At 62.8% G+C, this 22211-nt stretch carries 19 protein-coding genes; 4 read left to right on the forward strand and 15 right to left on the reverse strand.

Annotated features, from left to right (window positions below; translation table 11 throughout):
- Positions 1-7: 7 nt before the first annotated feature.
- The 10 genes from F3J44_RS15040 to gabP all read right to left on the reverse strand — a co-directional run bounded on the left by F3J44_RS15040 (position 8) and on the right by gabP (position 11439).
- Positions 8-3070, reverse strand: coding sequence for a type IV secretion protein DotO (locus F3J44_RS15040; RefSeq protein ID WP_167273761.1), 3063 nt, complete (start codon positions 3068-3070; stop codon positions 8-10).
- A gap of 63 nt (positions 3071-3133) precedes the next feature.
- The gene (locus F3J44_RS15045; protein WP_205299909.1) at positions 3134-3841 is read right to left on the reverse strand and encodes an HNH endonuclease; all 708 of its coding nucleotides are present in this window, start codon (positions 3839-3841) and stop codon (positions 3134-3136) included.
- 111 nt (positions 3842-3952) lie between these two features.
- A complete protein-coding gene (locus F3J44_RS15050) occupies positions 3953-4333 on the reverse strand; it encodes a hypothetical protein (RefSeq protein WP_167273764.1) in 381 nt (126 codons plus the stop codon).
- Between the two features lie 37 nt (positions 4334-4370).
- Positions 4371-4955 carry a type IV secretion protein DotIE gene (locus tag F3J44_RS15055; RefSeq protein WP_167273766.1) on the reverse strand — a complete coding sequence of 195 codons (585 nt, stop codon included), beginning with the start codon at positions 4953-4955 and terminating at the stop codon, positions 4371-4373.
- A 14-nt stretch (positions 4956-4969) separates the two neighbouring features.
- Complete coding sequence (locus tag F3J44_RS15060) at positions 4970-5593, reverse strand: type IV secretion protein DotF (RefSeq protein ID WP_167273768.1); 624 nt, start codon at positions 5591-5593, stop codon at positions 4970-4972.
- 10 nt (positions 5594-5603) lie between these two features.
- Positions 5604-7031 (reverse strand): DotG/IcmE/VirB10 family protein, encoded by a 1428-nt coding sequence (locus F3J44_RS15065; protein WP_167273769.1) that lies wholly within the window; start codon positions 7029-7031, stop codon positions 5604-5606.
- On the reverse strand, positions 7028-8041 hold the full coding sequence (locus F3J44_RS15070; protein WP_167273771.1) for a DotH/IcmK family type IV secretion protein: 1014 nt from the start codon (positions 8039-8041) through the stop codon (positions 7028-7030). Before F3J44_RS15070 ends, F3J44_RS15065 begins: the two co-directional genes overlap by 4 nt.
- 2 nt (positions 8042-8043) lie before the next feature.
- Complete coding sequence (locus F3J44_RS15075) at positions 8044-8808, reverse strand: DotI/IcmL family type IV secretion protein (protein ID WP_167273773.1); 765 nt, start codon at positions 8806-8808, stop codon at positions 8044-8046.
- The gene (locus F3J44_RS15080) at positions 8798-9064 is read right to left on the reverse strand and encodes a hypothetical protein (protein ID WP_167273776.1); all 267 of its coding nucleotides are present in this window, start codon (positions 9062-9064) and stop codon (positions 8798-8800) included. The genes F3J44_RS15075 and F3J44_RS15080 overlap by 11 nt, the downstream gene beginning before the upstream one ends.
- Positions 9065-10047: 983 nt before the next feature.
- On the reverse strand, positions 10048-11439 hold the full coding sequence (gene gabP, locus F3J44_RS15085; RefSeq protein WP_167070196.1) for a GABA permease: 1392 nt from the start codon (positions 11437-11439) through the stop codon (positions 10048-10050).
- 511 nt (positions 11440-11950) lie between these two features.
- Here gabP and F3J44_RS15090 point away from each other — a divergent pair.
- Positions 11951-13150: an NAD-dependent formate dehydrogenase gene (locus tag F3J44_RS15090; protein WP_167070194.1), complete on the forward strand. Its 1200-nt coding sequence runs from the start codon at positions 11951-11953 to the stop codon at positions 13148-13150.
- A 2-nt stretch (positions 13151-13152) separates the two neighbouring features.
- The gene (locus tag F3J44_RS15095) at positions 13153-13629 is read left to right on the forward strand and encodes an HPP family protein (RefSeq protein WP_167273779.1); all 477 of its coding nucleotides are present in this window, start codon (positions 13153-13155) and stop codon (positions 13627-13629) included.
- Positions 13630-13736: 107 nt separating this feature from the next.
- Here F3J44_RS15095 and F3J44_RS15100 read toward each other — a convergent pair whose 3' ends face one another.
- The 3 genes from F3J44_RS15100 to F3J44_RS15110 form a co-directional block, all read right to left on the reverse strand.
- On the reverse strand, positions 13737-14639 hold the full coding sequence (locus F3J44_RS15100) for a LysR family transcriptional regulator (RefSeq protein WP_167273782.1): 903 nt from the start codon (positions 14637-14639) through the stop codon (positions 13737-13739).
- A 348-nt stretch (positions 14640-14987) separates the two neighbouring features.
- On the reverse strand, positions 14988-16331 hold the full coding sequence (locus tag F3J44_RS15105) for an MFS transporter (RefSeq protein WP_167273785.1): 1344 nt from the start codon (positions 16329-16331) through the stop codon (positions 14988-14990).
- Positions 16332-16453: 122 nt separating this feature from the next.
- On the reverse strand, positions 16454-17401 hold the full coding sequence (locus F3J44_RS15110) for a 2-hydroxyacid dehydrogenase (RefSeq protein WP_167273788.1): 948 nt from the start codon (positions 17399-17401) through the stop codon (positions 16454-16456).
- Positions 17402-17500: 99 nt separating this feature from the next.
- On the opposite strand from F3J44_RS15110, the gene F3J44_RS15115 reads away from it, so the two are divergent.
- Positions 17501-18388 (forward strand): LysR substrate-binding domain-containing protein, encoded by an 888-nt coding sequence (locus F3J44_RS15115; protein ID WP_167273790.1) that lies wholly within the window; start codon positions 17501-17503, stop codon positions 18386-18388.
- A 73-nt stretch (positions 18389-18461) separates the two neighbouring features.
- Here the strand turns inward: F3J44_RS15115 and gudD are convergent, their stop codons facing one another.
- Both gudD and F3J44_RS15125 read right to left on the reverse strand, forming a co-directional pair.
- Positions 18462-19811, reverse strand: a complete 1350-nt coding sequence (gene gudD, locus F3J44_RS15120; protein WP_240158391.1) for a glucarate dehydratase — start codon at positions 19809-19811, stop codon at positions 18462-18464.
- A gap of 25 nt (positions 19812-19836) precedes the next feature.
- A complete protein-coding gene (locus tag F3J44_RS15125) occupies positions 19837-21189 on the reverse strand; it encodes an MFS transporter (protein ID WP_167273796.1) in 1353 nt (450 codons plus the stop codon).
- A gap of 263 nt (positions 21190-21452) precedes the next feature.
- Between F3J44_RS15125 and F3J44_RS15130 the strand changes: the two genes are divergently transcribed.
- A complete protein-coding gene (locus F3J44_RS15130) occupies positions 21453-22151 on the forward strand; it encodes a FadR/GntR family transcriptional regulator (protein ID WP_167273798.1) in 699 nt (232 codons plus the stop codon).
- Positions 22152-22211 lie beyond the last annotated feature (60 nt).

The raw sequence follows: 22211 nt of genomic DNA on the forward strand, positions 1-22211 counted from the left end.
CACTTCCTCACACTACGTCTTCGAATGCACTGGCGCTGATGTAGTCAGCAACCAGGTCCTTGGCGATTCGCGCAATCACCGACTGTTCCATGTCGTCATCGACGAACTCGACGTCCTTGAACGTTTCGCGCTTGAGCCGCTCGACCATGTCCTTGCAGCCACCGGAGGGGAAGCGGCGGGCCAGCAGGGCCAGGGCCTCGGGGCGTGGCATGTGCTCGTAGAGCATGGTGCGCAGCTTGCGGTCTTCGGCGGTGGTGGTCAGTGCCCACAGGCGCATGGGCCCTGCCGACATGGTGAACAGCTGGCTGTAGGTGGCGTTCTTGGTTTCGAAGCGCGCCAGGAAGGTACAACCGTGCTTGTTCGCACCGTGCACGAAGTTGACCAGCGCGTGTTCTTCGGTGTCGGACAGGCCGATGTTCTGCCGCAGCCAGTCGCGGGTTTCCTTGGTGCCCGAATCCAGAATGAAGGTGGCCGTGGCGATCTTGGTCAGCTGGCCGAAGTCTTCCATCAACTGGGAGGCCAGAATGATCTCCATGTTCCACTTGCGCGCCTCGCGGCCATCGGTCTGCATCTGCTCCTGCAAGCCCACATGGCCACCGGTCTTGTGGAATTCGTCCATGCACATGACCTTGTATTCATCCACCAGGTCCGCCACCAGGCGCTCGTAGAACGGCAGGTACTTCTCGGTGAAGAACGGGAAGTCTTCCTTGGAGAAGGCAACCTTCTTCATGAAGCACTGACGGGCGATCATGTACATCAGGGCCGTCTGCTTCTTGGCCGATGCCGAGCCTTGCAACGCCACGTCCTGCAGGTCGAGGGCCACGATGCGGGCACTGCCTACGTCGAAGCGGGTGTGGTCGGAGAACACCGGGAAGTCGCCGACAGCCTCGCGAATACCCAGGATGAACGCATCCACCAGGCTACGCCCGACCTCGCCGGAACCTTCATACTCAGCGCGCACCTCTTCGGTGGAGGCCACCGCCACCAGGTCGTTGAGGGTCGGCACCGCATAGCGCTGGGTCACTTCAGCCTCATACACCATGCCAGCGTCGAACATCGCGTCGACCAGTTCCCAATAGGTGGTCGCCGGCAGGATGCGGTAGCCCAGCTGCGCCACGGCAGTGTCCACCACATCGTTGTGGCCTGGCTTGTAGGTTTCCGGGCTGGCCCGCTCGATCTTGTCATCCTTGCGCCGGTAGGCCAGGTCGACCATGCGGCCAACGAAGTTGCTCATCCCCTCGTAGGGCTTATCGCGCTCAGGCGGGGTCACCAGGATGGTCAAGAAGTTCTTGTTGAACTCGCGGTCCTTGGGCAGCGGGTAGCGTTGGCCCAACGGGGTGTCCAGTGGGTTGATGCAGTCTTTGCGGGCGTTCTGCAAACGTTTGTACACCACCAGGTGATGAAGCCTTGGTGGCAGGTTGTCGCGCACCAGGTCGCAGAAGCCGGACGAGGAAATCCCGATGTCGGTGATGCCGATGTACGGCAAGCCGGTCAGGCCAGGCATCAGGCAGGACTCGAAATGGTTGTTGTTCATCAGCACCGACTTGCCCGAACCCGGCTTGCCGGCGATCAGGGTGATCCAGGTCGTCTGCTGCGAAGAAAAGCGCTGGTACTTGAGAATCTTGCCGTCCAGGCTTCGGTAGATGGTCGAACCTTCCTGGAATGGCGAAGCCGGCCGGGTCAGCGGCAACATGGCCACTGCATCGCCCAAGGGGGCCGCGGCAGGGTCGCCCAGGTGCTTGGTGGTCAAGGCCAGGCAGTTGGACTGGAAGGCCTGCATCGGGTTGCCGGTACGCTCGATGAACACGGGCTGGCCCCAGGCTTCCAGGGTACGCCAGAGCTTCGACTTGCGCAGCGCCAGCTCCTTCACGCCCTTCTCATCCGGGCTGGCCCAGGTCATCGCGGCGATCTGCAGCTTGACCATGCACTCACCATCGCGCACCCGCTCGCGCAGCTCCTTGGTGGCAAGGTTGATGTTGCGGTTCTGCTCGGAGGTCACCGACAGCAACTGGGCGAACAGGCTCTTCCAGGCCAGCACGCTCATGCCATCGGACGACAGCATGATCGACACCGAATAGGGCAAGGCCCGCGACACTCCGTTTTCCTGGGTTTCAGCACGGTTCAGGCTGTTGAACAGGGTATTGAAGTATTGCGGCTCGGCCGGTGGAATCGTCATCAGCAAGGGCGCATACACACGTGCGCCCACCCGCACGCTGGTTGGGTCCGGCAGCAGCCCGGTCCGCTGGCCGCTGCCGATTTCGCCAGCCGTGACCATGATCTGGCTGGGCAGCGTGGGGTACATGAACTCGGACTTGTCGTCCTTGCGCTTGTTGGTTTTCCAGCGCATGGGAATCGCAGTGCCGGGAATGTAGGGCTTCCAGGTGCGCGGGGTAATATCGGGGTTCACCTTGGCACGGATGGCGCGGATCGCTTCGCTGACATCCAGCACATCGGCCGAGCAGCCGAATTCGGGCGAGGCCAGGTCTTCGGAGATCTTGGTGACGAAGGAAAGGTGGCGGTCCTTGAGGTAGGAAATCGGCCGCAGCAGGTTTTGCGCTTGCGCCGTCGCAGGCCACTGCGACGCTTTCCTGAACTCGTTGAGGGCCTCACGCGCCATGGCCCGCTCGGTCTGGTCGAGCAGCGCCGGACGCGACCAGAACACCAGGTAGCATTCTTCGTCGTACACATACTGGGCGTACTTGCTGACACCCTCGTTGATCAGGTGGCGCACGTTCAGGTTCAGCCGCTCGGCCGTGGCCGCCTGCTGCAGGGCATTTTGCTCCAGCGGCGCGGTGGCATCGAGGTCGCGGCTGAACACAATCTGCAGGTGATGGCCGCGTACCTTGAAGTACACCGACAGCGAGGCTTCCAGCAGGCTCACCAGGCGCTCGAACTGCTCGCGGCCGAGCACGCTCTTGGTCCCGTTGAAGCGCACGATGGAGGCCAGCGAACCGTCGTTGGCGACGATGCATTGCCCGCCGTCGACCGTTTCAAGGTCGCAGTAATCCTGCACGTCGGCCTTGAGCTGGCTCAGAACCGTCAGGATCACCGCTTCGAGTTTGTTAAACATGTCCTTGTTCTCCCTTGAAAACGTTCCCAACGGCGAGGCTGATCAGCGCTGCAGGCGAATGCATTAATCGAAATTCTTGAGTAGCTGGCTGGCCAGTGCGGACCAGTTTTCGGGCAGGAACAGCGCGCGGTTGTTCGCCGCGTAATATTCAAGTTGCCCATCCTTGAACGCTTGCTTGGTGGGGAACAGCCGCAACGGCGCCAACCACTCGGCACGTCGCTCATACTCTTCATCGCTGACCAGTGTCTTGCTGGCCAGGGTTTCCGCCACGCCCAAAACGGTGATGACCTCACCGCCGAACACTTCCTTGAGCGTGTCGTTGCCACGGAACTTGAACGCGGCCAACAGGCTGGTCAGTTTCTCGTTGGCGGCCACATCCTCCAGCCGTTCGCACACGTAGATGCAACGGGCGATATGGTTGATCTCGGTTTGCGTCAATTCCTGCACCGCAACGAAAAAGCCGGTGTCGTTCATGGCGCAGGCGCCCAGGTGATGCACCTGGCGGCACAGGTTGCAGGCCGTGATCAGGTTCTCCTTGGTGCAGTTGTCGGCATTGCCATCCAACGCATGAAGTTCCTGGTACTTGGCCGACTTGAAACCACAGAAGCGGCAGGTGTAGTTGTCGCGCTGCCACACCGACGTGCGCAGTTTGCTGTAGGCCTCACTGGACAGCTTGCGTTGGTCATCGTCAGAGCGCCACAGTGGCCGACGCACACCGAACTGCGGCTGATTGGCCGTTCGGCTGGTATAGCCACTCGCCATGGTGGGCACTGCCACAGGCCTGCCCTGAGGAGAGTTTGTTTCGCTCACGTCCGATATTCCCGAAACTGTCCTGTGAATGCGGGGCATGCGGCCCCGCCATGCGATCTAGGGCGCGGCGCCTTAGTTGACCACGGTGTTGCGCATGATCCACATCACGGTACCCACGCCAGCCATCAGGCCACCGATGAACAGGCCGACGATGGCCGACATCGGCTTCTCGCGCTCGTCCTTGGACGCTTTCCACAGGGTGTACAGCGAGATCGCGACCACAACGAAACCACCGACCGATACCAGCGAGATCAGCAGCGTGGCGCCGCCCTGGGCAGTGTTGTCGATGTTGGTCATGACGTCGTCAGCGGTCTTGCCGCCCGAGGTGTCCTGGGTCAGGTCGGTCTTGTCGATGGCGAACGCCGAGGGTGCCGCCAGGGCAGTGACGGCAGCGGTAATGGCGCGGACTTTGGCCGAATCGTAAGCAGCTTTCAGGGTTTTGAGTGCTTTCATGAGTGACGCTCCTTGGGTTTCATTGTTTGAAAAGCCGTTACGACCACGGCGTGAAAAGACCAACCAGATTGAATCCGATTGTGTTGTTGAGTACATCGCTGAACCATTTGAAGTTCCACGCCAAGATCCCGCCGATGATCCATCCGCTGGCGGTACCCAAGCCGGCTTGAGACTGGTTGTTGTAATAACCGTTGATCGTCAGCCAGCCTTTCACCATGGCGATGAAGCCAACTACTTGCATGATGCCCAACAGGGCCAGTGTTGCCAGTTGCGCCTGCTCTTGCAGGGTGGTGCCGCTCGCGGAATAAGACAGCATGCGCGAGTTGGCATAATCACCCGTCAAGGTGCGCGACATGATGCCCATCCACTCGAGCGTGCCAATGGCCAGCAAGATGGCGCCAATCACAAGTTGCACGCAGGCGGAGCCGACAGAAAAGCGCTGTCGCCCGGCAACGTATTTCAATGCGTTATCGTGGGTGACCCCCCAGATTTCGATCAAGGCAGCGCCGGTCAGGTAAAGGCCGATCAACGCGGCGATACCCTGGCACATCATGATTGCGGTGGGGATTACTTTCCCGATATTGACCAGGACATCGACCAGGTCGGCAAATCCGGTTGCCATGACAACGTTCCTGTTTAACGAGCGGGTGAAGTAACGACGATGCCGCTGTCACGGTCGATCGCCACCACTTTCAATTCACGTTGCACCGGTGGCAACTTGTCGCCGGCCTTGATGCTGTCTTCGCTGTCACCGTTTTTCACCCAGGCCCGGTGGCCGACCACCGCCTGCACTTTGTAGCCGCTGGATTGCGGGATGGAGTGAGCACGGCTGGCCACGCCTTGCGCCGGCGCCACCAGGTGCGACTTGCGCGGCGGCTTGACGATTTCCACATGCTGACGGCTCTGCTCGTAATGCTGCATGCGCTTCTCAAGCCCAGCCAGGGTGGTGTCCATGGCCTTGATCTGGTTGAGCAGCAGCTGGGTATTTTGCTGCGACTCCTGGCGCACGATCTTCAATTGTTTCTCGCTGTTCTCCTGGGCTTGCAGGGCGGCTTGGGTCTGCTCCCGGGACTTGGCCAGCTCCAGGCTCAGCACATCCATGCGCGGTTGCTGCACCGTTTGAGCCTGGGTTTGCGCCACGCGCCGGGCACTTGCCGATGGCGACGAGCCCGCCTTGATCACAACCACGGCGATCAGGATGAGCGCCACGAAGCTACCGGCAAAGACGCCGATGAGTTTTCCGAACGACCAGTTCTTCATGTCGAACTCCTTATCGAGATTGATCGTGAACGTCTTGCAGGAAGAACAGGCCAAAGCCCTTGTTCGCAGGCGTTGCATAAGTGGCTGGGCGGTTGAAGCCGCGACGCACTTCCGAGGCGATCGCACTGCCCATTTCGCCCACCGACGAACCGATGACCTGCTTGGTCGAAGGCTCGGTCGTGGTCTGCGCCACTACGCCACTCGGGCTGATGATGGTGGTGCCCGACGTCTGCTGGTACGCCCGGCCGTAACCGGACAGCAGCGAGGCAGCGCCCAGCGCGAAATAGCGCGCCATGGTGTGGTGGTCCTTGGTTTCGGCGATACCTTGCTTGGCGTCGTCCTCGCGCAGCGCCACGGCACTGATGCGCATGGTCGGACGCGGGTCGTTCACGGGCGGCGCAAGAATGGTGAACTTCACCCGGATGTTGTCCGGGGCCTGCTCGACCTTGCCGATCAGCTTGGAACCGTTCCACTTGCCACCTCGAATGGTTGCAAGGACATCGCCACCGTCATCGGTGTTGACCTCCGCATCGAGCGTGGCGTACATGATGGTGCCGGTCTTGATGAGCAAGTCCCGGTCAGTGTCACCCACCGCCTCGATGGCATTGGCGTCTTTCTTCTCCTTGCCGGCACGCACGGCTACACCCTCACTCGCGCTGCCTGTGCGTTCGCTGGTGTAGTAGCTGACGGTGCTGAAACTGCTCTTCTCAGCGAACCCTTTCGCGCTCTCGGACTCACCCATCAGCTGCTTGATCGACTTGAGGGTTTCAGCCCGCAGCTCCTTGACGTAAAGGTCGCGCTGTTGCTCGGCCTTTTTCAGCTCGTCTTCCAGGCGCTTGCGCTCCTGATCCTGCGACTGGGCAGCGTTCGCACCCGCCTGAGCGACCGGCGCGGTATCGCGCGGCGCCTGCCCCGCGCCGATATAGATCGGCGGCTGCTGCGGGTTCGCACCGCCGTACGGTTGGCCTGGCACATTGAACTGAGCGTTCTGGCCCTGGGCATAATCCCGGCCGGTGCCCTGTACGATGTTCGGGTCGAAACCAGGCTGGTACGACATGCCGCGCTGGGCAGCCTGCTCGGCTTCCAGGGCACTGCGCTGGTTGCGGCGCTCGGCCTCGGCAGCGGAAATCGGGTCGACCGACACTTCTGGCTGCGGCGCACGCGGCACATCCACCTTGGCCGCCTTGGCCGTGGGCGCATCCTTGTTGTTCATGCCATTGAACGCCAGCGCGCCCAGGGCAACCACCGCCAGCCCGGCAGCGATCAACGAAATCTTGCCGACGCCGGTGCCGAACACGGCATGCAGGTTGCGCTGCATCTCATCGGACTTGCGCCCTTTCTTCGCCTTCTCGCCCGTGCGCCCGTCGCGCTCGGCCACCAGGTGTTCGTCATCTTCATCGAAGCCAGCGTCGCTTGGCGGCAGGTTGTTATCACTCATTGCAGGTTCCCTTGCTCGATGAAGACAGTCACGGCTTGCCCGCCCGTGGTGAACGTGACGCTGTTCTGCAGGCCGGCGTAGCGATACACCGCAACGCCGGTGGTGCTGCGCGCAGCGTTGGTGTAGGCCGGGTACTGCGCGTCTGCCTTGGCTTTCACATACATGTTCGGGCCATAACTCCAGGCTTCCACACCGTCGAGCCCGGTCACTTTCAGGCGGTTGGCTTCCTTGGGTGGCACGCCATCGAGGAAGTAGGTCAGCGCCTCGTCGATCGACGGCATGCGCAGCATGGCCACGCTGGCGGCGGCATCCGGGTTGCGCCCAGGCACCTTGGCATCCACGCGCATGTCGACCTCTTGCTGCCCGGCAGCCAGAATCAGAATGATCGGCGTCGACAAGCCGCGCAGGGTGACCGTGACGTTGCCATAGGCCGCCGCCGTGGCTGGGTCCAGCGTGAGGATGTTGGTCGGCGCGACGCTTCCTGCCTTGCCGCTCTGGCCACCACCATCACGCCCGTCACTGAACAGCTCACGGTTGATCGACACGTTCTGGATCATCCACGGCTGGCCGGCATAATCAGAGAACACGATCGACGACTGCTGCCCTTTGCTCAGGCGCACGATGGGTGGGGCCACACCGGGGTCCAGGTTCAAGGCCAGCGTTCGGGTCACAGGCTTTGGCGGGCTCACGTAAGCGGTGGCCTTCTGCTTCTCGCGGTCGAGCCAGAGCCGCTTGATCAGCTCCACCTGGCCCGGCGTCAGTTGCGAGTCGTGCACTTCCTGGACCGTGTCACTGATGACATCCTCCGGGCGTGGATACACCACTTGAGCAGCGCTGGAGACCTGTTGTCCCAGGCCGTTCATCGGCGGCTGCGGAGGTGCGTCGCTTTCCTGCAGGGCACTGGCACGGCCCAGGTCGGCCTCGGCAGCCTCAGCGGCTTGCGTCTCGTTCGCACAGACAGGCATAGCGATGGCGCCCGCAAGCGACAATGCGATCAGATGCTTCTTCATGGTCACTTCCTTGGGGTGTACGGCGACAGCTGAACAGAATCGACGGCGATGCCTTTGGTGTTGGTGGCCGAAGCAGGGATCTGAACGATGGTCACGGCGGCGAGGAAGTCCTGGCGCGAGCGAGGCTGTTGATCACCGCCCACATAGAACTCGATGGCGATCGGCACCTGTACCAACCAGTAGTTCTGCCCGCTCGCCAGCACGCCGGCTTCTTCAACCTGGGCAACCTGGGTGGACATGGCGCGCAGGATCATCCGCCCCTTGAGAACGCGTTCAAGGTTGCCGGAGGCATCCAGGGTCTTGAGGAAGGCTTTGCGCCCCTCGTCGGTGTACCAGCGGGCCCCTGCGGCATTGAGGTTGGACCGATAGTTCACATAGTCGTAGGAATACGAGTTGACCACCGCGTCCTTGGCGTAGTCGGCCAGCGTTGCCGGCGTCACACGCGGGTTGTTCTCGGTGGACACTTCACAGATGGCGTGGTTGTCGGTGGTCGGAATCCAACGGTACTTCGGGTACCAGAACACCACGGCAGCGATGGTCAGGCCGAACACGCAGGTCAGGGCGAGCAACTGCCCCCACACCCGCTTGTTACGGCGCTTGAGGTCCAGGCACTCCAGCTGCAGGCGCTTGACCTCCCTGACGGTGGCAGCAGCTTCACCGGGCGTTTCATCCAGCGCCAGCTCCAGCAACCGCTGTTCATCCGTACCCCGCTGAACCTCTGGTGCCTCGCCACCTGGGGTTCCGTGTTGGGTTTCCTTACTCGACATTGCGGATTTCCCCTGTCGTTCCGTCGTAGATGCAAATCGAGTCGGTTCCGTCATAGAACACGACATTTTCAAAGTTCGTTTGCGTCACCAGCCAGATGGCAGCGACCGCAACGCAGGGGAGTAAACCGATGCAAGCCCACTCACCGATGTCCAGCAACACACCCAGCATCCGGTTGTAACGCCGCAGCGCGCGAACATCCACGTCCTCGCCTGCCCCGCTGCCCCATGCCGTTGTGGTTGATTCGAGTTCGTCCATATCTCGCTCCATGAAGCAGCATTTTCATTCAAAACTTAGAAAGGTGCAACAGCGAAATTTTGACAGATTGGAGTATTCCGTGCAAACCACGACGTGTTTTTGCACGCCATAGCCGCTCCAAAACCGATCAAGTTGCCCTTTCTTAACGCAGCGGCTTAACACTTGCCTCCCTACTGGGAAGGCCCAATGCAACGCAAATTCACCAGGAAATCTCAGCCAAACCCGTATATCACGCGGGTTCGCGAGGTTCGACGAACAGCAGCCGAAGGCCTGCGAAGGAACGCCGCTTTACATTCGCGCACTCAGTTTAAAAAATGTATGCACAGTCAAAAAAATGATGCTAATCCGCACCCCGTATAGGGTCTTACCAAGGCTGTAGAGACAGCGCAGCAGGCTGATTCAAGCGGCGCGGCGAGCATTGCCGGGCCTGGCTTAGGGGCGTTTGGCCGGCGAGGCTGCCGGCGGGCTAGCGAAAGGTCTACACGACATCCTCCATGACGGCCATTGCTCTAGGCCTTATCCATAGGCCCTTCCATAGACAGGGCCATTGCGTTTGCAGCATTACAGCGTCGAACCCTGTTGCTACCCCTTTGGGGATACCAGAGATCGCTGGGGGGCGGGATTTTCTACCATTCACTCATTTTTTTGCGATAGCAGCTTTTTGCCATCATTCGCTTACCACGCCCTCACAGCACACCTACCCGCAATTGCGAAAATCGTTGTAGCCCTTGGGAGCAAGGCGCTGTAGCCAATGACCGGCAGCATTCGGAGGAGTTTCGAGGGGAGTAAAAAATAATTGCAAAAAGCCATATGGAAGCCGTTTGCCAGCTCGCGAAAGGAAGCCAGAAAGCATCGAGAACACGCGGCGAAGCCCGCCAACGCCTGGCCTGCGTCACCATGCGTCGCACACCGGTGGGCTGGCAAAAAAAAACAAAGGGCACCCATCCACAGGTGCCCTTTGCCTTATTGCAAGGTGAACTCAATCACCCCATCGACCGCGCCCCCACCGCTTGCGCATGGCCCCGCGAGGTGACGATTCCAAGGAAGGAAATCACGATCGCCAGGCCCAAGGTCGAACTCACTTCCATGCGGTGCTCCGGCGTATACATCATCACCGCCAGCGCAGCGGCGATGAAGATGATCACCGCCCAGGTCAGGTACGGGAACAGCCACATGCGGAACTTCAACTCGGTGTTCTCGCGCTCCAGGCGGCGGCGCATGCGCAGCTGGGAGATGGCGATGACCAGGTACACCAGCAGCGCGATGGCGCCGGAGCTGGCCAGCAGGAACTCGAACACGCCCTTGGGTGCGAAGTAGTTGAGGATGGCGATGGCCGCGCCGATCAAGGTGCTGCCAAACACCGCCGCACGCGGCACGCCGACCTTGGAGGTGCCCTTGAGCATGGCCGGTGCATCGCCACGCTTGGCCAGCGAATACATCATCCGCGAGGCAATGTAGATCGACGAGTTCATGCAGCTGGTCACCGCCACCAGCACCACCAGGTCGACCATGAATGCCGCGTTGGGGATGTTCATGATTTCCAGTGCCCGCTGGTAGGAACCCACCACCGCCAGCTGCGGGTCGTTCCACGGCACCACGGAAATGATCACGAAGATCGACAGGATGTAGAACGTGCTGATGCGCCAGATCACCGAGCGCGTGGCCTTGGCGATGTTGCGCGACGGGTCGCTGGACTCGGACGCCGCGATGGTCACCGCCTCGGTGCCGATGAAACTGAACATCACGGTGATGAAGGCACCGACCACCGCCGCCCAGCCCTTCGGCGCAAAGCCGCCGTGCTCGGCAATCAGCCCGCTCAAGCCGCTGACTTCACGGTTGGGCAGCCAGCCCATCAAGGCGGCGAAACCCAGGCCGATGAAGCCAAGAATCGCCGTGACCTTGAGAATGGCGAACCAGAACTCGAACTCGCCGTATTTGGCCACGCTGAACAGGTTGGTGCAGGCCAGCAACAGCACCGAGGCCAGGGCGAAGATCCAGCCTGGAATGTCGGGGAACCAGGCGTTGAGCACGTGCCCTGCTGCCAGCGCCTCGATGGGGATCACCAACACCCAGAACCACCAGTACAACCAGCCGATGGTGTAGCCGGCCCAGCGGCCGATGGCCTGGTCGGCGTAGGTGGAGAACGATCCGGTATCCGGGTGCGCTACGGCCATTTCGCCGAGCATGCGCATGACCAGCACCACCAGGGTTCCGGCCACGAAGTAAGAAATTATGGTGGCGGGCCCGGCGGCCGCGATGGCATGGCCGGAACCTACGAAAAGTCCTGCGCCGATGATGCCGGCGATGGACAGCATCGTTACATGACGTGGCTTGAAACCTTGTGCAAGGTTGCCATCAGATCCCACGGTGTTCATTGATGTTGTTCTCTTTTTGCTGACACAAGGATGGACGGGCAGGCGTAGGCGAAAATATCTCCTTTTAAATCAATAAGTCGACAGGATGCAGGCGTGCTGTTGTTGATCTTTGGCACGCATCACAGTGCACATTGCCGGAGCGGTTCGGGCTTCATTTAAGCCCCGCGAGGCTGTGGGAAATTACACGAGAACGCCTCGGAACTGTTCGATCACGACAGGGCATTTCCATTCGCGCCAGATGTCGTGAATGGCATGCTCGATCGCGTCATCGGGCCATTTGGCGCTTTTGTTTTTCATCTGGATGTGTGTTGCCAGTGCCGGCCCTTTCGCGGGCAAGCCCGCTCCTACAAGGACCGCACAGCATTTGAAATCTTTGCGCCTGGCAACACCGGTTTGATAACCACCGCCTATCGCGCCATCCGATCAAACGATTGGCCCGCCTTTGCCCTCCTGGTGAACCATCGGCGCCAGCGGCCACCCTGCGCCGCTCGCCAAATCCAAGGAGAAGAAGATGGCCAAGATTGTGTGTGTGCTCTACGACGACCCGGTAACCGGTTACCCGCAAAGCTATGCCCGCGACGACCTGCCGGTGCTGGAGCGCTACCCCGACGGGCAGAGCCTGCCCACGCCCAAGGCCATCGACTTCAAGCCCGGCCAGCTGCTGGGCAGCGTTGGCGGCGAACTGGGCCTGCGCAAGTACCTGGAAAGCAACGGCCACCAACTGGTGGTGACCTCCAGCAAGGACGGCGCCGACAGCGTGCTGGACCGCGAGCTGCACGACGCCGAAATCGTCATCTCGCAGCCATTCTGGCCGGCCTACATGACCGCCGAGCGCATCGCCAAGGCGCCCAAGCTGAAGATGATCGTCACCGCCGGCATCGGCTCGGACCACACCGACCTGCAGGCGGCCATGGAACGTGGCATCACCGTCGCCGAAGTCACCTACTGCAACAGCCACAGCGTGGCCGAGCACGTCGTGATGATGATTCTGGGCCTGGTGCGCAACTACATTCCGTCCTACAACTGGGTGGTCAAGGGCGGCTGGAACATCGCCGACTGCGTGGCCCGCGCCTACGACCTCGAAGGCATGAACGTCGGCACCGTGGCCGCCGGCCGCATCGGCCTGCGCGTGCTGCGCCTGCTCAAGCCATTCGACGTCAAGCTGCACTACATGGACCGCCACCGCCTGCCCGAGAGCGTCGAGCGCGAGCTCAACCTGACCTACCACAGCACCCTGGAAAGCCTGGCCAAGGTATGCGACGTGGTCACCCTGAACTGCCCGCTGCACCCAGAAACCGAGCACATGATCAACGCCGACACGCTGAAGTACTTCAAGCGTGGCGCCTACCTGATCAACACCGCGCGCGGCAAGCTGTGCGACCGCAATGCCATCGCCGGCGCCCTGGAAAGCGGCCAGCTGGCCGGCTACGCCGGTGACGTGTGGTTCCCGCAACCGGCCCCGGCCGACCACCCATGGCGGCACATGCCGCACCATGGCATGACGCCGCACATCTCCGGCACCACCCTGTCGGCCCAGGCGCGCTATGCCGCCGGCACCCGTGAAATCCTCGAGTGCTACTTCGACAACCGGCCGATCCGCGACGAGTACCTGATCGTCCAGGGTGGCGAACTGGCGGGCGTCGGCGCGCACTCGTACAGTGCCGGCAACGCCACCGGTGGTTCCGAAGAAGCCGCGCGCTTCAAGCGTTGAGCATGACGGCCTCGACCACCGCCAGCAGCAGCTTGGCCCGGCGCCGTCCAGCAGTGATCCTGCTGGCCGGCCTCGGCTCGCTCGCAGGCCTCGGTGCGCTCGGCGCCCTCGCCCACTACAGCGGCAACGCTTGGGTGATGGGTTCGTTCGGCGCCTCCTGCGTGCTGCTGTTCGGCTTCCCGGAAGGGCCGTTTTCGCGGCCACGCAACCTGATCGGCGGGCACTTGCTGTCTACCACCGTGGGGTTGCTGGTGCTGCATTACGGTGGAACGGACTGGTACTTCATGGCCCTGGCGGGTGCGCTGGCATTGATGCTGATGCTGGCCACCGACACCGTGCACCCGCCAGCGGGGAGCAACCCGGTGATCATCTTCCTGGCGCAGCCGGGGTGGGATTTCCTGGTGATGCCGACCTTGGCGGGGGTGCTGGTGCTGTTGGTGATCAGCCAGGGTTGGCGCTGGGGTTCGAAACCTCGGTGAACCTGTGGTGGCCTCTTCGCGGGGCAAGCCCGCTCCTACAGGGGGTTGTGTTGGCCCTGTAGGAGCGGGCTTGCCCCGCGAAGAGGCCGGCACTGCCACCCCACCTATCAAGGCAGCACCCGATCCGCCCAGCCTTGCAAGTTCAGGCTCTCCAATTCCCTCAACGCCGCCGCCAGCAACGGGCTGCGCACCGCCTCGTCACGCACCAGCAAGCCCATCTCGCGGCTCAGCTCCGGCACCAGCACCCGCGCCGCCAGCGGCCCGTCCGCCTGGCACAGCACGCTGTGCGGGAGAATGCTGAACAACCCCGAATGCCGCACATGGGCACACAGCGCCGTCAGCGAATCGGTTTCCACCCGCGGCTCAACCGCCAGCCCCTGGCGCTGGAACATCGCATCGATCCCCTGCCGGCACTGCATTTTCGCCGCCAGCAGGCACAACGGTAGGTGCGCCGCCGCTTCCCAGCTCATCGGTTGGTCACCGTCGAAACTGCCCTCCCCGGCGGCCACCAGCACATAGCGCTCGCGAAACACCGTGCGCACCGAGCAGGCCGCCAATGGCTGGTCGTCCAGGTAGCTCAGGCCCAGGTCCAGCTCGAAGGTATCGAGCTTGCGCTGGATCTCCTGGGCCGACAGCGTGTGGATTTCATGGCGCATGCGTGGAAAGCGCGCCAGGCAGCGCTGGGTCAGCAGTGGCGCCAGCGGCAAGGCTGCCGGAATCACCCCCAGGCGCAAGGTGCCCACTGGGTCGCCTTCATCGGCACGGGCATCCTGGCGCAACCCTTCGCAGTCGGCCAACACCCGCCGGGCCCAGGCCAGCACCCGCTCGCCATCCTGGGTAAAGCCCTCGAAGCGCCGGCCGCGCTGGACGATGACGATGCCCAGTTCTTCCTCGATGCTGCGAATGGCGCCGGACAACGCCGGCTGCGAAACATGGCAGGCCTGGGCGGCGCGGCCGAAGTGTTTTTCCCGGGCCAGGGCGACCAGGTAGTTGAGCTGGCGAATGAACATGGCAGCAAGGGCTCCTGCCAGGCCACTCCGGCGCATCCGTGGGCCTGGTCGTGTTGTAGTTGCTGCAGTATTAGCGCATCCCTTGCTTGGGCTCAACTTGGGGGGCGCTTCGCACGACTTGCTCACGCCCACGGAACAAATCGTAAATATCTGATTTGACAAAGAATCCTGTAGGAGCGGGCTTGCCCCGCGAAGCAGGTAACGCGGTGCATGGCACCGGCTTCGCCGGTGTTCGCGGGGCAAGCCCGCTCCTACAGGGAATGGCGGCGCGCCCGCTGGCGATGCCGCTTAATCCAGCCGAATAAAAAAGCCCCGGTTTCCCGAGGCCTCTGCTGCCAAGGCGTCTGCCTACGCCTGCCCGGTTCGCTCGAAGCGCCTGGCCAGCAACAGGTAAGCGAAGATCCCCAGCACACCATGGGCGGCCACGAACCAGAGTGCGTTGTGGAACGAGCCCGTACTCGCCACCACGTAACCAATCACCAACGGGGTCACGATGCCCGCGGTATTGCCGATGCCGTTGAACACGCCACCGCACAGGCCGACCATCTTCTTCGGCGCCACATCCGACAATACCGCCCAGCCCACCGCCGCCAGGCCCTTGCCGAAGAAGGCCAGGGTCATCAAGGCGATCACTGCCGCGTTGCCGTCCACGTAGTTGGCCAACACCAGGCTGGTGGACAACGCCATGCCAATGATGAACGGGGTCTTGCGTGCCTTGGACGGGTGCACGCCACGGCGGATCAGGTAATCGGAAACGAAGCCCCCGAGCACCCCGCCGCTGAAGCCGCAGATGGCCGGCAACGCAGCGACCCAGCCGGCTTCCATGATGCTCATGCCGCGGCCCTTGATCAGGTAGATCGGGAACCAGGTGATGAAGAAGTACGTCAGCGCAGTGATGCAGTATTGGCCCAGGTAGATCGCCCACAGGTTGCGGCTGGTGAACAGCTGCATCACCTCGGCGCGGGTCGGCTTGCTCTTGGCGCTTTTGCGTTCCTTCTCCAGGTCCACCAGCGCGCCACCTTCACGCATGTAGTCCAGCTCTTCCCGGCTCAACCCAGGTGCACTGTGCGGCTCGTGATACAGGCGGAACCACAGCACGCTCAGGGCCAGGCCGAGTACGCCCATCCAGATGAACACCTGTTCCCAGCTCAGGGCGTGGGTCATCCACGCCATCAACGGGGCGAACACCACCACCGCCATGTACTGCGCCGAATTGAACAGCGCCGAGGCAGTGCCGCGTTCGCGGGTCGGGAACCAGCAGCTGACGATGCGCGAGTTGGCCGGAAACGCCGGCGACTCCACCAGGCCAAGCAAGAAGCGCATGGAGAACAGCGCCACCGCCGCCGACACCCCGGCCAGGCCCATCCAGCCCACCGTGCCCTGCAGCAAGGTGAACAGCGACCAGAGGATCAGGCTGGTGCCATATACCCGGCGGGCGCCGAAGCGGTCGAGCAGCATGCCGCCTGGCACCTGGCCAAGGGCGTAGGCCCAGGCAAAGGCGGAGAAGATCATGCCGAGCATGACCGGGTCGAGGTTGAGGCTTTTGAGCACCTCGGTGCCGGTGATCGACAAGGTGGAGCGGTCGGCGAAGTTGATCACGGTGATGACGAAGATCAGTGCCAGGACCTGGAAACGATGACGGCCGGTCCCGGCCATGGCCTGCGGTGCGGCGACGGCGGATTTGCTGTTCATGTGGACCCTCTTGCTTCTCGGTGGAAGCGATTGTTCTTGTACAGAGAAGGTGTGGCCCATGGGCCTGTGGTGGTTGGGCGTTGTGGTGGTTGTGCCGGCCTCTTCGCGGGGCAAGCCCGCTCCTACAGGGAGACCTGGTTTGGCGGCACCTCGCCGCTGAAGCAGGCTTCTAGGTTGTTCAACACCATGCGCCCCATCGCCAAGCGGGTCTGCAGCGTGGCGCTACCGCGATGCGGCTGCAGGCTCACCTGGTTCAAGTCGCGCAGCGCTGGCGGCACATGCGGCTCATCGACGAACACATCCAGCCCGGCCCCGGCAATGCGCTGTTCACGCAGGGCGGCTTCCAGCGCCAGCTCATCGACCAACTTGCCGCGCGCCACATTGATCAAATAGCCCTGCGGCCCCAGCGCATCGAGCACTTCGCGCGTCACCAGCACCTGCCCGCCATCGGCCGAGGCGGCCACCACCAACACATCCACCGAGCGCGCCAGCGCCACCAGGTCAGGCTCATAGCAGTAGCCCGTGTGGGGTTGCTCACGGCGCCCGTTGTAGGCAATGCGCATGTCGAAGGCAGCGGCGCGGCGGGCGATGGCCTTGCCGACCTCGCCCAGGCCAACGATGCCCAGCGCAATACCGCTGACCTGGCGCGCCAGTGGCAGGTTGACCGTGCCCCACAGGCCATCGCGTACCAGCCGCTCACCCTCCCCCATGCGCCGCAGGGTGTTGATGATCAGCCCCATGGCCAGGTCGGCCACATCGGCGGTGAGCACGCCCGGCGTGGTGGTGACGTAGATGCCGCGGCGGGCGGCGTGGTGCAGGTCCACCGCGTCGGTGCCGATGCCACTGATGGCGATGATTTCAAGCTGTGGCAGCTGGTCCATCAGCGCGTTGGACAAGCCCTTGGCGCCGCCGGTGACCACAGCGCGAATGCGCGGGCCTACCTCGTCGAGCAGCGCTTGCGGGTTGGCGTACTGGTACAGGCGATGCACCTGGTAGGCGCTGGCCAGCTGGGCATCGATTGCCTCGGGCACGGGCTGGGTCAGCAACACATCGATGGCGTGGTCGTTCATCGTGGACATCCGGCAGTTCGAAGACATGAGTCGATGCTAGGCCGGCATTTGATACAGGTCTAATATAGATGCTGGATTGAATAATTCAGGAATTGAATCATGGAGCTGCACCAGCTGCGCTGCTTCGTCGCCGTTGCCGAAGAGCTGCACTTCGGCCGCGCCGCCACCCGCCTGCACATGACCCAGCCGCCGTTGAGCCGGCAAATTCAGCTGCTGGAGCATTCACTGGGGGTGCTGTTGCTGGAGCGCAACAACCGCCAGGCACGCCTGACCCTGGCCGGGCAAAGCTTTCTGGAAGATGCCCGGCGCATCCTGCACATTGCCGAAACCGCCAGCCATTCGGCGCGGCGCATCGCCCACGGCGAAGCAGGCCGGCTGACCCTGGGTTTCACCGCCGTGGGGGCCTACAGCATGATCCCGCGCTTGCTGGTGCACGCCGGGCACACCCTGCCGGACATCGAGCTGGTGCTCAGCGAGAGCGTTTCCAGCACCCAGGTGCACGACCTGGAAGCGAGCCTGATCGACATCGGCCTGGTGCGCCAGGTGCTGCCCAGCGCACGGGTGGAGTACCTGCCGATCCACCGCGAGCCGTTCGTGGCGGCGCTGCCGGCCGGGCACCCGCTGGCGCTTCGTGAACGGATCACGCCCAGCGATTTCCATGGCCAGCCGTTCGTGATGTATAGCGCCGGCGAAGGGCGGTACCTGCATGACCGCATCGCCAACCTGTTCGCCACGCACCAGGTTCAGCCGCGCTATCAGCACCGCTTGGGGCAGACGCACTCGATTCTGGGGTTGGTCAATGTGGGGCTGGGGTGTGCGGTGGTGCCGGCCTCGGCGCAGGCGTTGAGGCTGGAGCAGGTGGTGTTCAGGCCGCTGGTGGGAATGGAGCAGCAGGCGGAGATATTCCTGGCGTTTTGCCGGGATAATCCGAACCCGGTGTTGGGGGCGTTTGTGGAGATGGCGCGGGCGTTTTTTGCAGGGGGGTAAGCAGGGCCGGCCTCTTCGCGGGGCAAGCCCGCTCCTACAAGAGCGGGCTTGCCCCGCGAAAGGGCCCCACGCCTCAACGCACCAAGCAAGGCCGCTTGTTATCGAAGCTCCACCCCGGAATCAGGAACTGCATCGCCACACTGTCATCCCGCGCCCCCAAGCCCATGTTGCGGTAGCACTCATGGGCCTTGGCCAGCTGGTCCTCATCCAGCTCCACCCCCAGCCCCGGCCGCGCCGGCACCCGCACATGGCCATCGACGATGCGCAGCGGCTCGCGGGTCAGGCGCTGGCCGTCCTGCCAGATCCAGTGGGTGTCGATGGCCGTGATCTCACCCGGCGCCGCCGCCGCCACCTGGGTGAACATCGCCAGCGAAATATCGAAGTGGTTGTTCGAATGCGAACCCCAGGTCAGGCCCCAGTCGTTGCACATCTGCGCCACCCGCACCGAGCCTTGCAAGGTCCAGAAGTGCGGGTCGGCCAATGGGATATCCACCGACTGCAGCTGAATCGCATGGCCCATCTGCCGCCAGTCGGTAGCGATCATGTTGGTGGCGGTCGGCAGCCCGGTGGCCCGGCGGAATTCAGCCATCACCTCACGGCCCGAGTAACCGTTCTCGGCACCGCACGGGTCTTCGGCATAGGCCAGCACATCGTGCTTGTCGCGGCACAGGGCAATGGCTTCCTTGAGCGACCAGGCGCCGTTCGGGTCGAGGGTGATGCGTGCGTCGGGGAAGCGCTCGGCCAGGGCCGTCACCGCTTCCATCTCTTCCTCGCCACGCAGCACGCCGCCTTTGAGCTTGAAGTCGCTGAAGCCGTAACGCTGCCTCGCCGCCTCGGCCAGGCGCACCACCGCTTCAGGCGTCAGGGCCTTTTCATGGCGCAGGCGGAACCAGTCGTCGTCGGCATCGGCTTCGTTGCGGTAAGCCAGGTCGGTTTGCTGGCGGTCGCCAATGTAGAACAGGTAACCCAGCATCTTCACCGCCTCGCGCTGCTGGCCTTCGCCAAGCAACGCGGCCATCGGTACGTTCAGGTGCTGGCCGAGCAGGTCGAGCAGTGCCGACTCGATGGCGGTCACCGCGTGCACGGTAATGCGCAGGTCGAAGGTTTGCAGGCCACGGCCAGCCGCGTCGCGGTTGGCGAAGGTCTGGCGCATGGCGTTGAGCATGCGCTGGTAGTGGCCAATCGGCTGGCCGACCACCAGGCTGCGGGCATCTTCCAGGGTTTGCCGGATCTTCTCGCCGCCCGGCACTTCGCCAAGGCCCGTGTTGCCCGCGCTGTCTCGCAGCACCACGACATTGCGGGTGAAGTACGGGCCATGGGCGCCACTGAGGTTGAGCAGCATGCTGTCGTGGCCGGCAACGGGGATCACACGCAGGTCGGTGACCACTGGGGTGCTGCTGTGAACGGCGGGATTGGTCTGCATATTCATGGTTGTTGTCTCGCAGTCATCAGTGGGTCTGGCCCAGGGCCGAGGGGGCCTTGAGGTCGTCAGAGGTGGCGCCCTTTGGGCGCATGCGTACGAAGAAGATGGCAATGGCCGCCAGCAGCGAGGTCACGGCCAGGCCATACAGCCCGCCCTGGATCGACCCGGTCTGCTGCTCCAGCAGGCCAAAGGTGGTGGGCGCAACGAAGCCGCCGAGGTTGCCCACCGAGTTGATCAGCGCAATCACTGCCGCGGCGATGCGGGCATCCAGGTAGCCCTGGGGAATCGGCCAGAACAGCGACGAGGCCGACTTGAAACCAATGGCCGCAAAACACACCGCGACGAAGGCGAACACCGGCCCGCCGGTGGTCGACATGAACATGCCGATGGCAGCCACCACCAGTGCCCCGGCAACCCAGGCCTGCTGGAATTTCCAGCGCATCGAGCCGGCGGCGAAGGCGTACATGGCGATGATCGAGATCAACCAAGGGACCGAGTTGAAGAAGCCGACCTGCAGGTCGCTCAAGTCTCCCATGCGCTTGATGATGCTCGGCAGCCAGAAGGTGGCGGCGTAGATGGTCAACTGGATGCAGAAGTAGATCAGGCAGAACAGCACGATCTGGCGGTCCTTGAGCAGGCTCCAGGCCGACGGCTTCACCGCACCGACTGCCTCGCGCTCACGCTGCTCGCGGTCGATGGTGCCCACCAGCGCGGCCTGCTCGGCCTGGCTCAGCCACTTGGCGTCCTGGGGTTTGGAATCGAGCCAGAAGAACACGAAGAAGCACAGCGTCACCGAGGCCATGCCTTCGATGAACAGCATCCATTGCCAGCCGTGCAGGCCCAGGCCCTGAACCTGCATCAGCGCCCCGGCCAGCGGGCCGGAAATCAGCGAGGCGAAGGCCGAACCGCTGAGGAAGATGGCAATTGCCTTGCCGCGCTCGGCAGCCGGCAGCCAACGGGTGAAGTAGTAGATCACACCGGGGAAGAAGCCCGCCTCGGCCACGCCCAGCAAGAAGCGCAGCACGTAGAACTGGGTTTCGTTCTGCACGAAAGCCATGGCCGTGGCCACCAGGCCCCAGGTGAACATGATGCGGGTCAGCCACAGGCGCGCGCCGACCTTTTGCAGCAGCATGTTCGACGGCACTTCGAACAGGGCATAGCCGATGAAGAACAGCCCCGCGCCGAACCCATAGGCGGCTGCGCTGATGCCCAGGTCGCTTTCCAGGTGTGGGCGCACGAAGCCGATGTTGACGCGGTCGAGGTAGTTGACGATGAACATGATGACGAACAGCGGCAGGACGTGGCGCTTCACCTTGGCCACGGCACTGGCCAACGCGTCGCCTTCAGTCCGGGCAGACGGAGCGAGGGTGTCGTTCACTTGTGGATCTCCCACTAATTGTTTTTGTGCGGGTCGTAGTTGTCTGACATGGCAGTGGGAAAGAGCATATGCGCGACAAAGTTGTACGACAAGATACCGATTGTCGCCGAATGAGCAAAGTACAAGCTAATAAACAGCAATAATGACGCGATCATGCTAATAACACGCAAAACACTCAGCAACGCCGCAGGGAAAAACCGCGCAAAAAATAATTTTCTCGATTAACTTGTCGTACAAGATAGCCAACCCATCGGGATTGCCCCATGCCCCAGCCATCCGCCAAACGCAGCCACAGCCGCGCCCATGACCTGGTGTCGAGCCTGACCCAGCAGATTCTCCTGGGCACCTTCAAGCCTGGGGACAAGCTCCCCTCGGAAAACACCTTGGTACGCGAGCATGGCGTCAGCCGCACCGTGGTCCGTGAAGCGCTGTCGAAGCTGCAGGCCTCAGGCCTGGTGGAGCCACGCCACGGCATCGGCACCTTCGTCATGGAGCGCCAGGCCCAGGCGGGTTTGCGGGTGGGGGCGGAGAATGCGGCAAGCGTGCGCGACTTGCTGGAGTTGCGCATTGGGCTGGAGGGCCAAGCCGCTGCCCTGGCCGCCGTGCGGCGCAGTGATGAGCACCTGTCGCGCATGCGCCAGGCGCTGGATGACTACCAGGATCTGGCAGCGGCCGGGGACAGTTGCATCGAGGCGGACCGGCGCTTTCACCTGCTGATTGCCGAGGCCACGGGGAACCTGTATTTCAGCGAGATGATGGGGCAGTTGGGCAATGGGCTGATCCCGCGTAACCGCATGGCCTTCGCCGAGCGTGCCGGGGCGAATCTGGCCAGGCATGCGTACCTTGCGAACCTGGAGCATGAGGCGATTTTGAATGCCATCCGCCGGCAGGACCCGGATGCGGCCCGGGCGGCGATCTGCCTGCACGTGTCCAACAGCCGGGATCGGTTATTGCCCGATTGAGGCCAGCGCTGCATGGCCCGTGCTTCGCCCCTGTTCGAGGACGGTGGGTGATGAACGGGT

Source organism: Pantoea sp. Tr-811 (assembly GCF_011752535.1).
GTDB lineage: Bacteria > Pseudomonadota > Gammaproteobacteria > Pseudomonadales > Pseudomonadaceae > Aquipseudomonas.

Excerpts from the sequence above, each read along its gene's own strand:
- F3J44_RS15055 (WP_167273766.1), bottom strand. The coding sequence starts at position 4,955 with ATGGCAACCGGATTTGCCGACCTGGTCGATGTCCTGGTCAATATCGGG.
- F3J44_RS15105 (WP_167273785.1), bottom strand. The coding sequence starts at position 16,331 with ATGAACAGCAAATCCGCCGTCGCCGCACCGCAGGCCATGGCCGGGACC.
- F3J44_RS15115 (WP_167273790.1), top strand. The coding sequence starts at position 17,501 with ATGGAGCTGCACCAGCTGCGCTGCTTCGTCGCCGTTGCCGAAGAGCTG.
- gudD (WP_240158391.1), bottom strand. The coding sequence starts at position 19,811 with ATGCAGACCAATCCCGCCGTTCACAGCAGCACCCCAGTGGTCACCGAC.
- F3J44_RS15080 (WP_167273776.1), bottom strand. The coding sequence starts at position 9,064 with ATGGACGAACTCGAATCAACCACAACGGCATGGGGCAGCGGGGCAGGC.
- F3J44_RS15075 (WP_167273773.1), bottom strand. The coding sequence starts at position 8,808 with ATGTCGAGTAAGGAAACCCAACACGGAACCCCAGGTGGCGAGGCACCA.
- gabP (WP_167070196.1), bottom strand. The coding sequence starts at position 11,439 with ATGAACACCGTGGGATCTGATGGCAACCTTGCACAAGGTTTCAAGCCA.
- F3J44_RS15130 (WP_167273798.1), top strand. The coding sequence starts at position 21,453 with ATGCCCCAGCCATCCGCCAAACGCAGCCACAGCCGCGCCCATGACCTG.
- F3J44_RS15100 (WP_167273782.1), bottom strand. The coding sequence starts at position 14,639 with ATGTTCATTCGCCAGCTCAACTACCTGGTCGCCCTGGCCCGGGAAAAA.
- F3J44_RS15095 (WP_167273779.1), top strand. The coding sequence starts at position 13,153 with ATGACGGCCTCGACCACCGCCAGCAGCAGCTTGGCCCGGCGCCGTCCA.
- F3J44_RS15050 (WP_167273764.1), bottom strand. The coding sequence starts at position 4,333 with ATGAAAGCACTCAAAACCCTGAAAGCTGCTTACGATTCGGCCAAAGTC.
- F3J44_RS15110 (WP_167273788.1), bottom strand. The coding sequence starts at position 17,401 with ATGAACGACCACGCCATCGATGTGTTGCTGACCCAGCCCGTGCCCGAG.
- F3J44_RS15090 (WP_167070194.1), top strand. The coding sequence starts at position 11,951 with ATGGCCAAGATTGTGTGTGTGCTCTACGACGACCCGGTAACCGGTTAC.
- F3J44_RS15070 (WP_167273771.1), bottom strand. The coding sequence starts at position 8,041 with ATGAAGAAGCATCTGATCGCATTGTCGCTTGCGGGCGCCATCGCTATG.
- F3J44_RS15065 (WP_167273769.1), bottom strand. The coding sequence starts at position 7,031 with ATGAGTGATAACAACCTGCCGCCAAGCGACGCTGGCTTCGATGAAGAT.
- F3J44_RS15060 (WP_167273768.1), bottom strand. The coding sequence starts at position 5,593 with ATGAAGAACTGGTCGTTCGGAAAACTCATCGGCGTCTTTGCCGGTAGC.
- F3J44_RS15040 (WP_167273761.1), bottom strand. The coding sequence starts at position 3,070 with ATGTTTAACAAACTCGAAGCGGTGATCCTGACGGTTCTGAGCCAGCTC.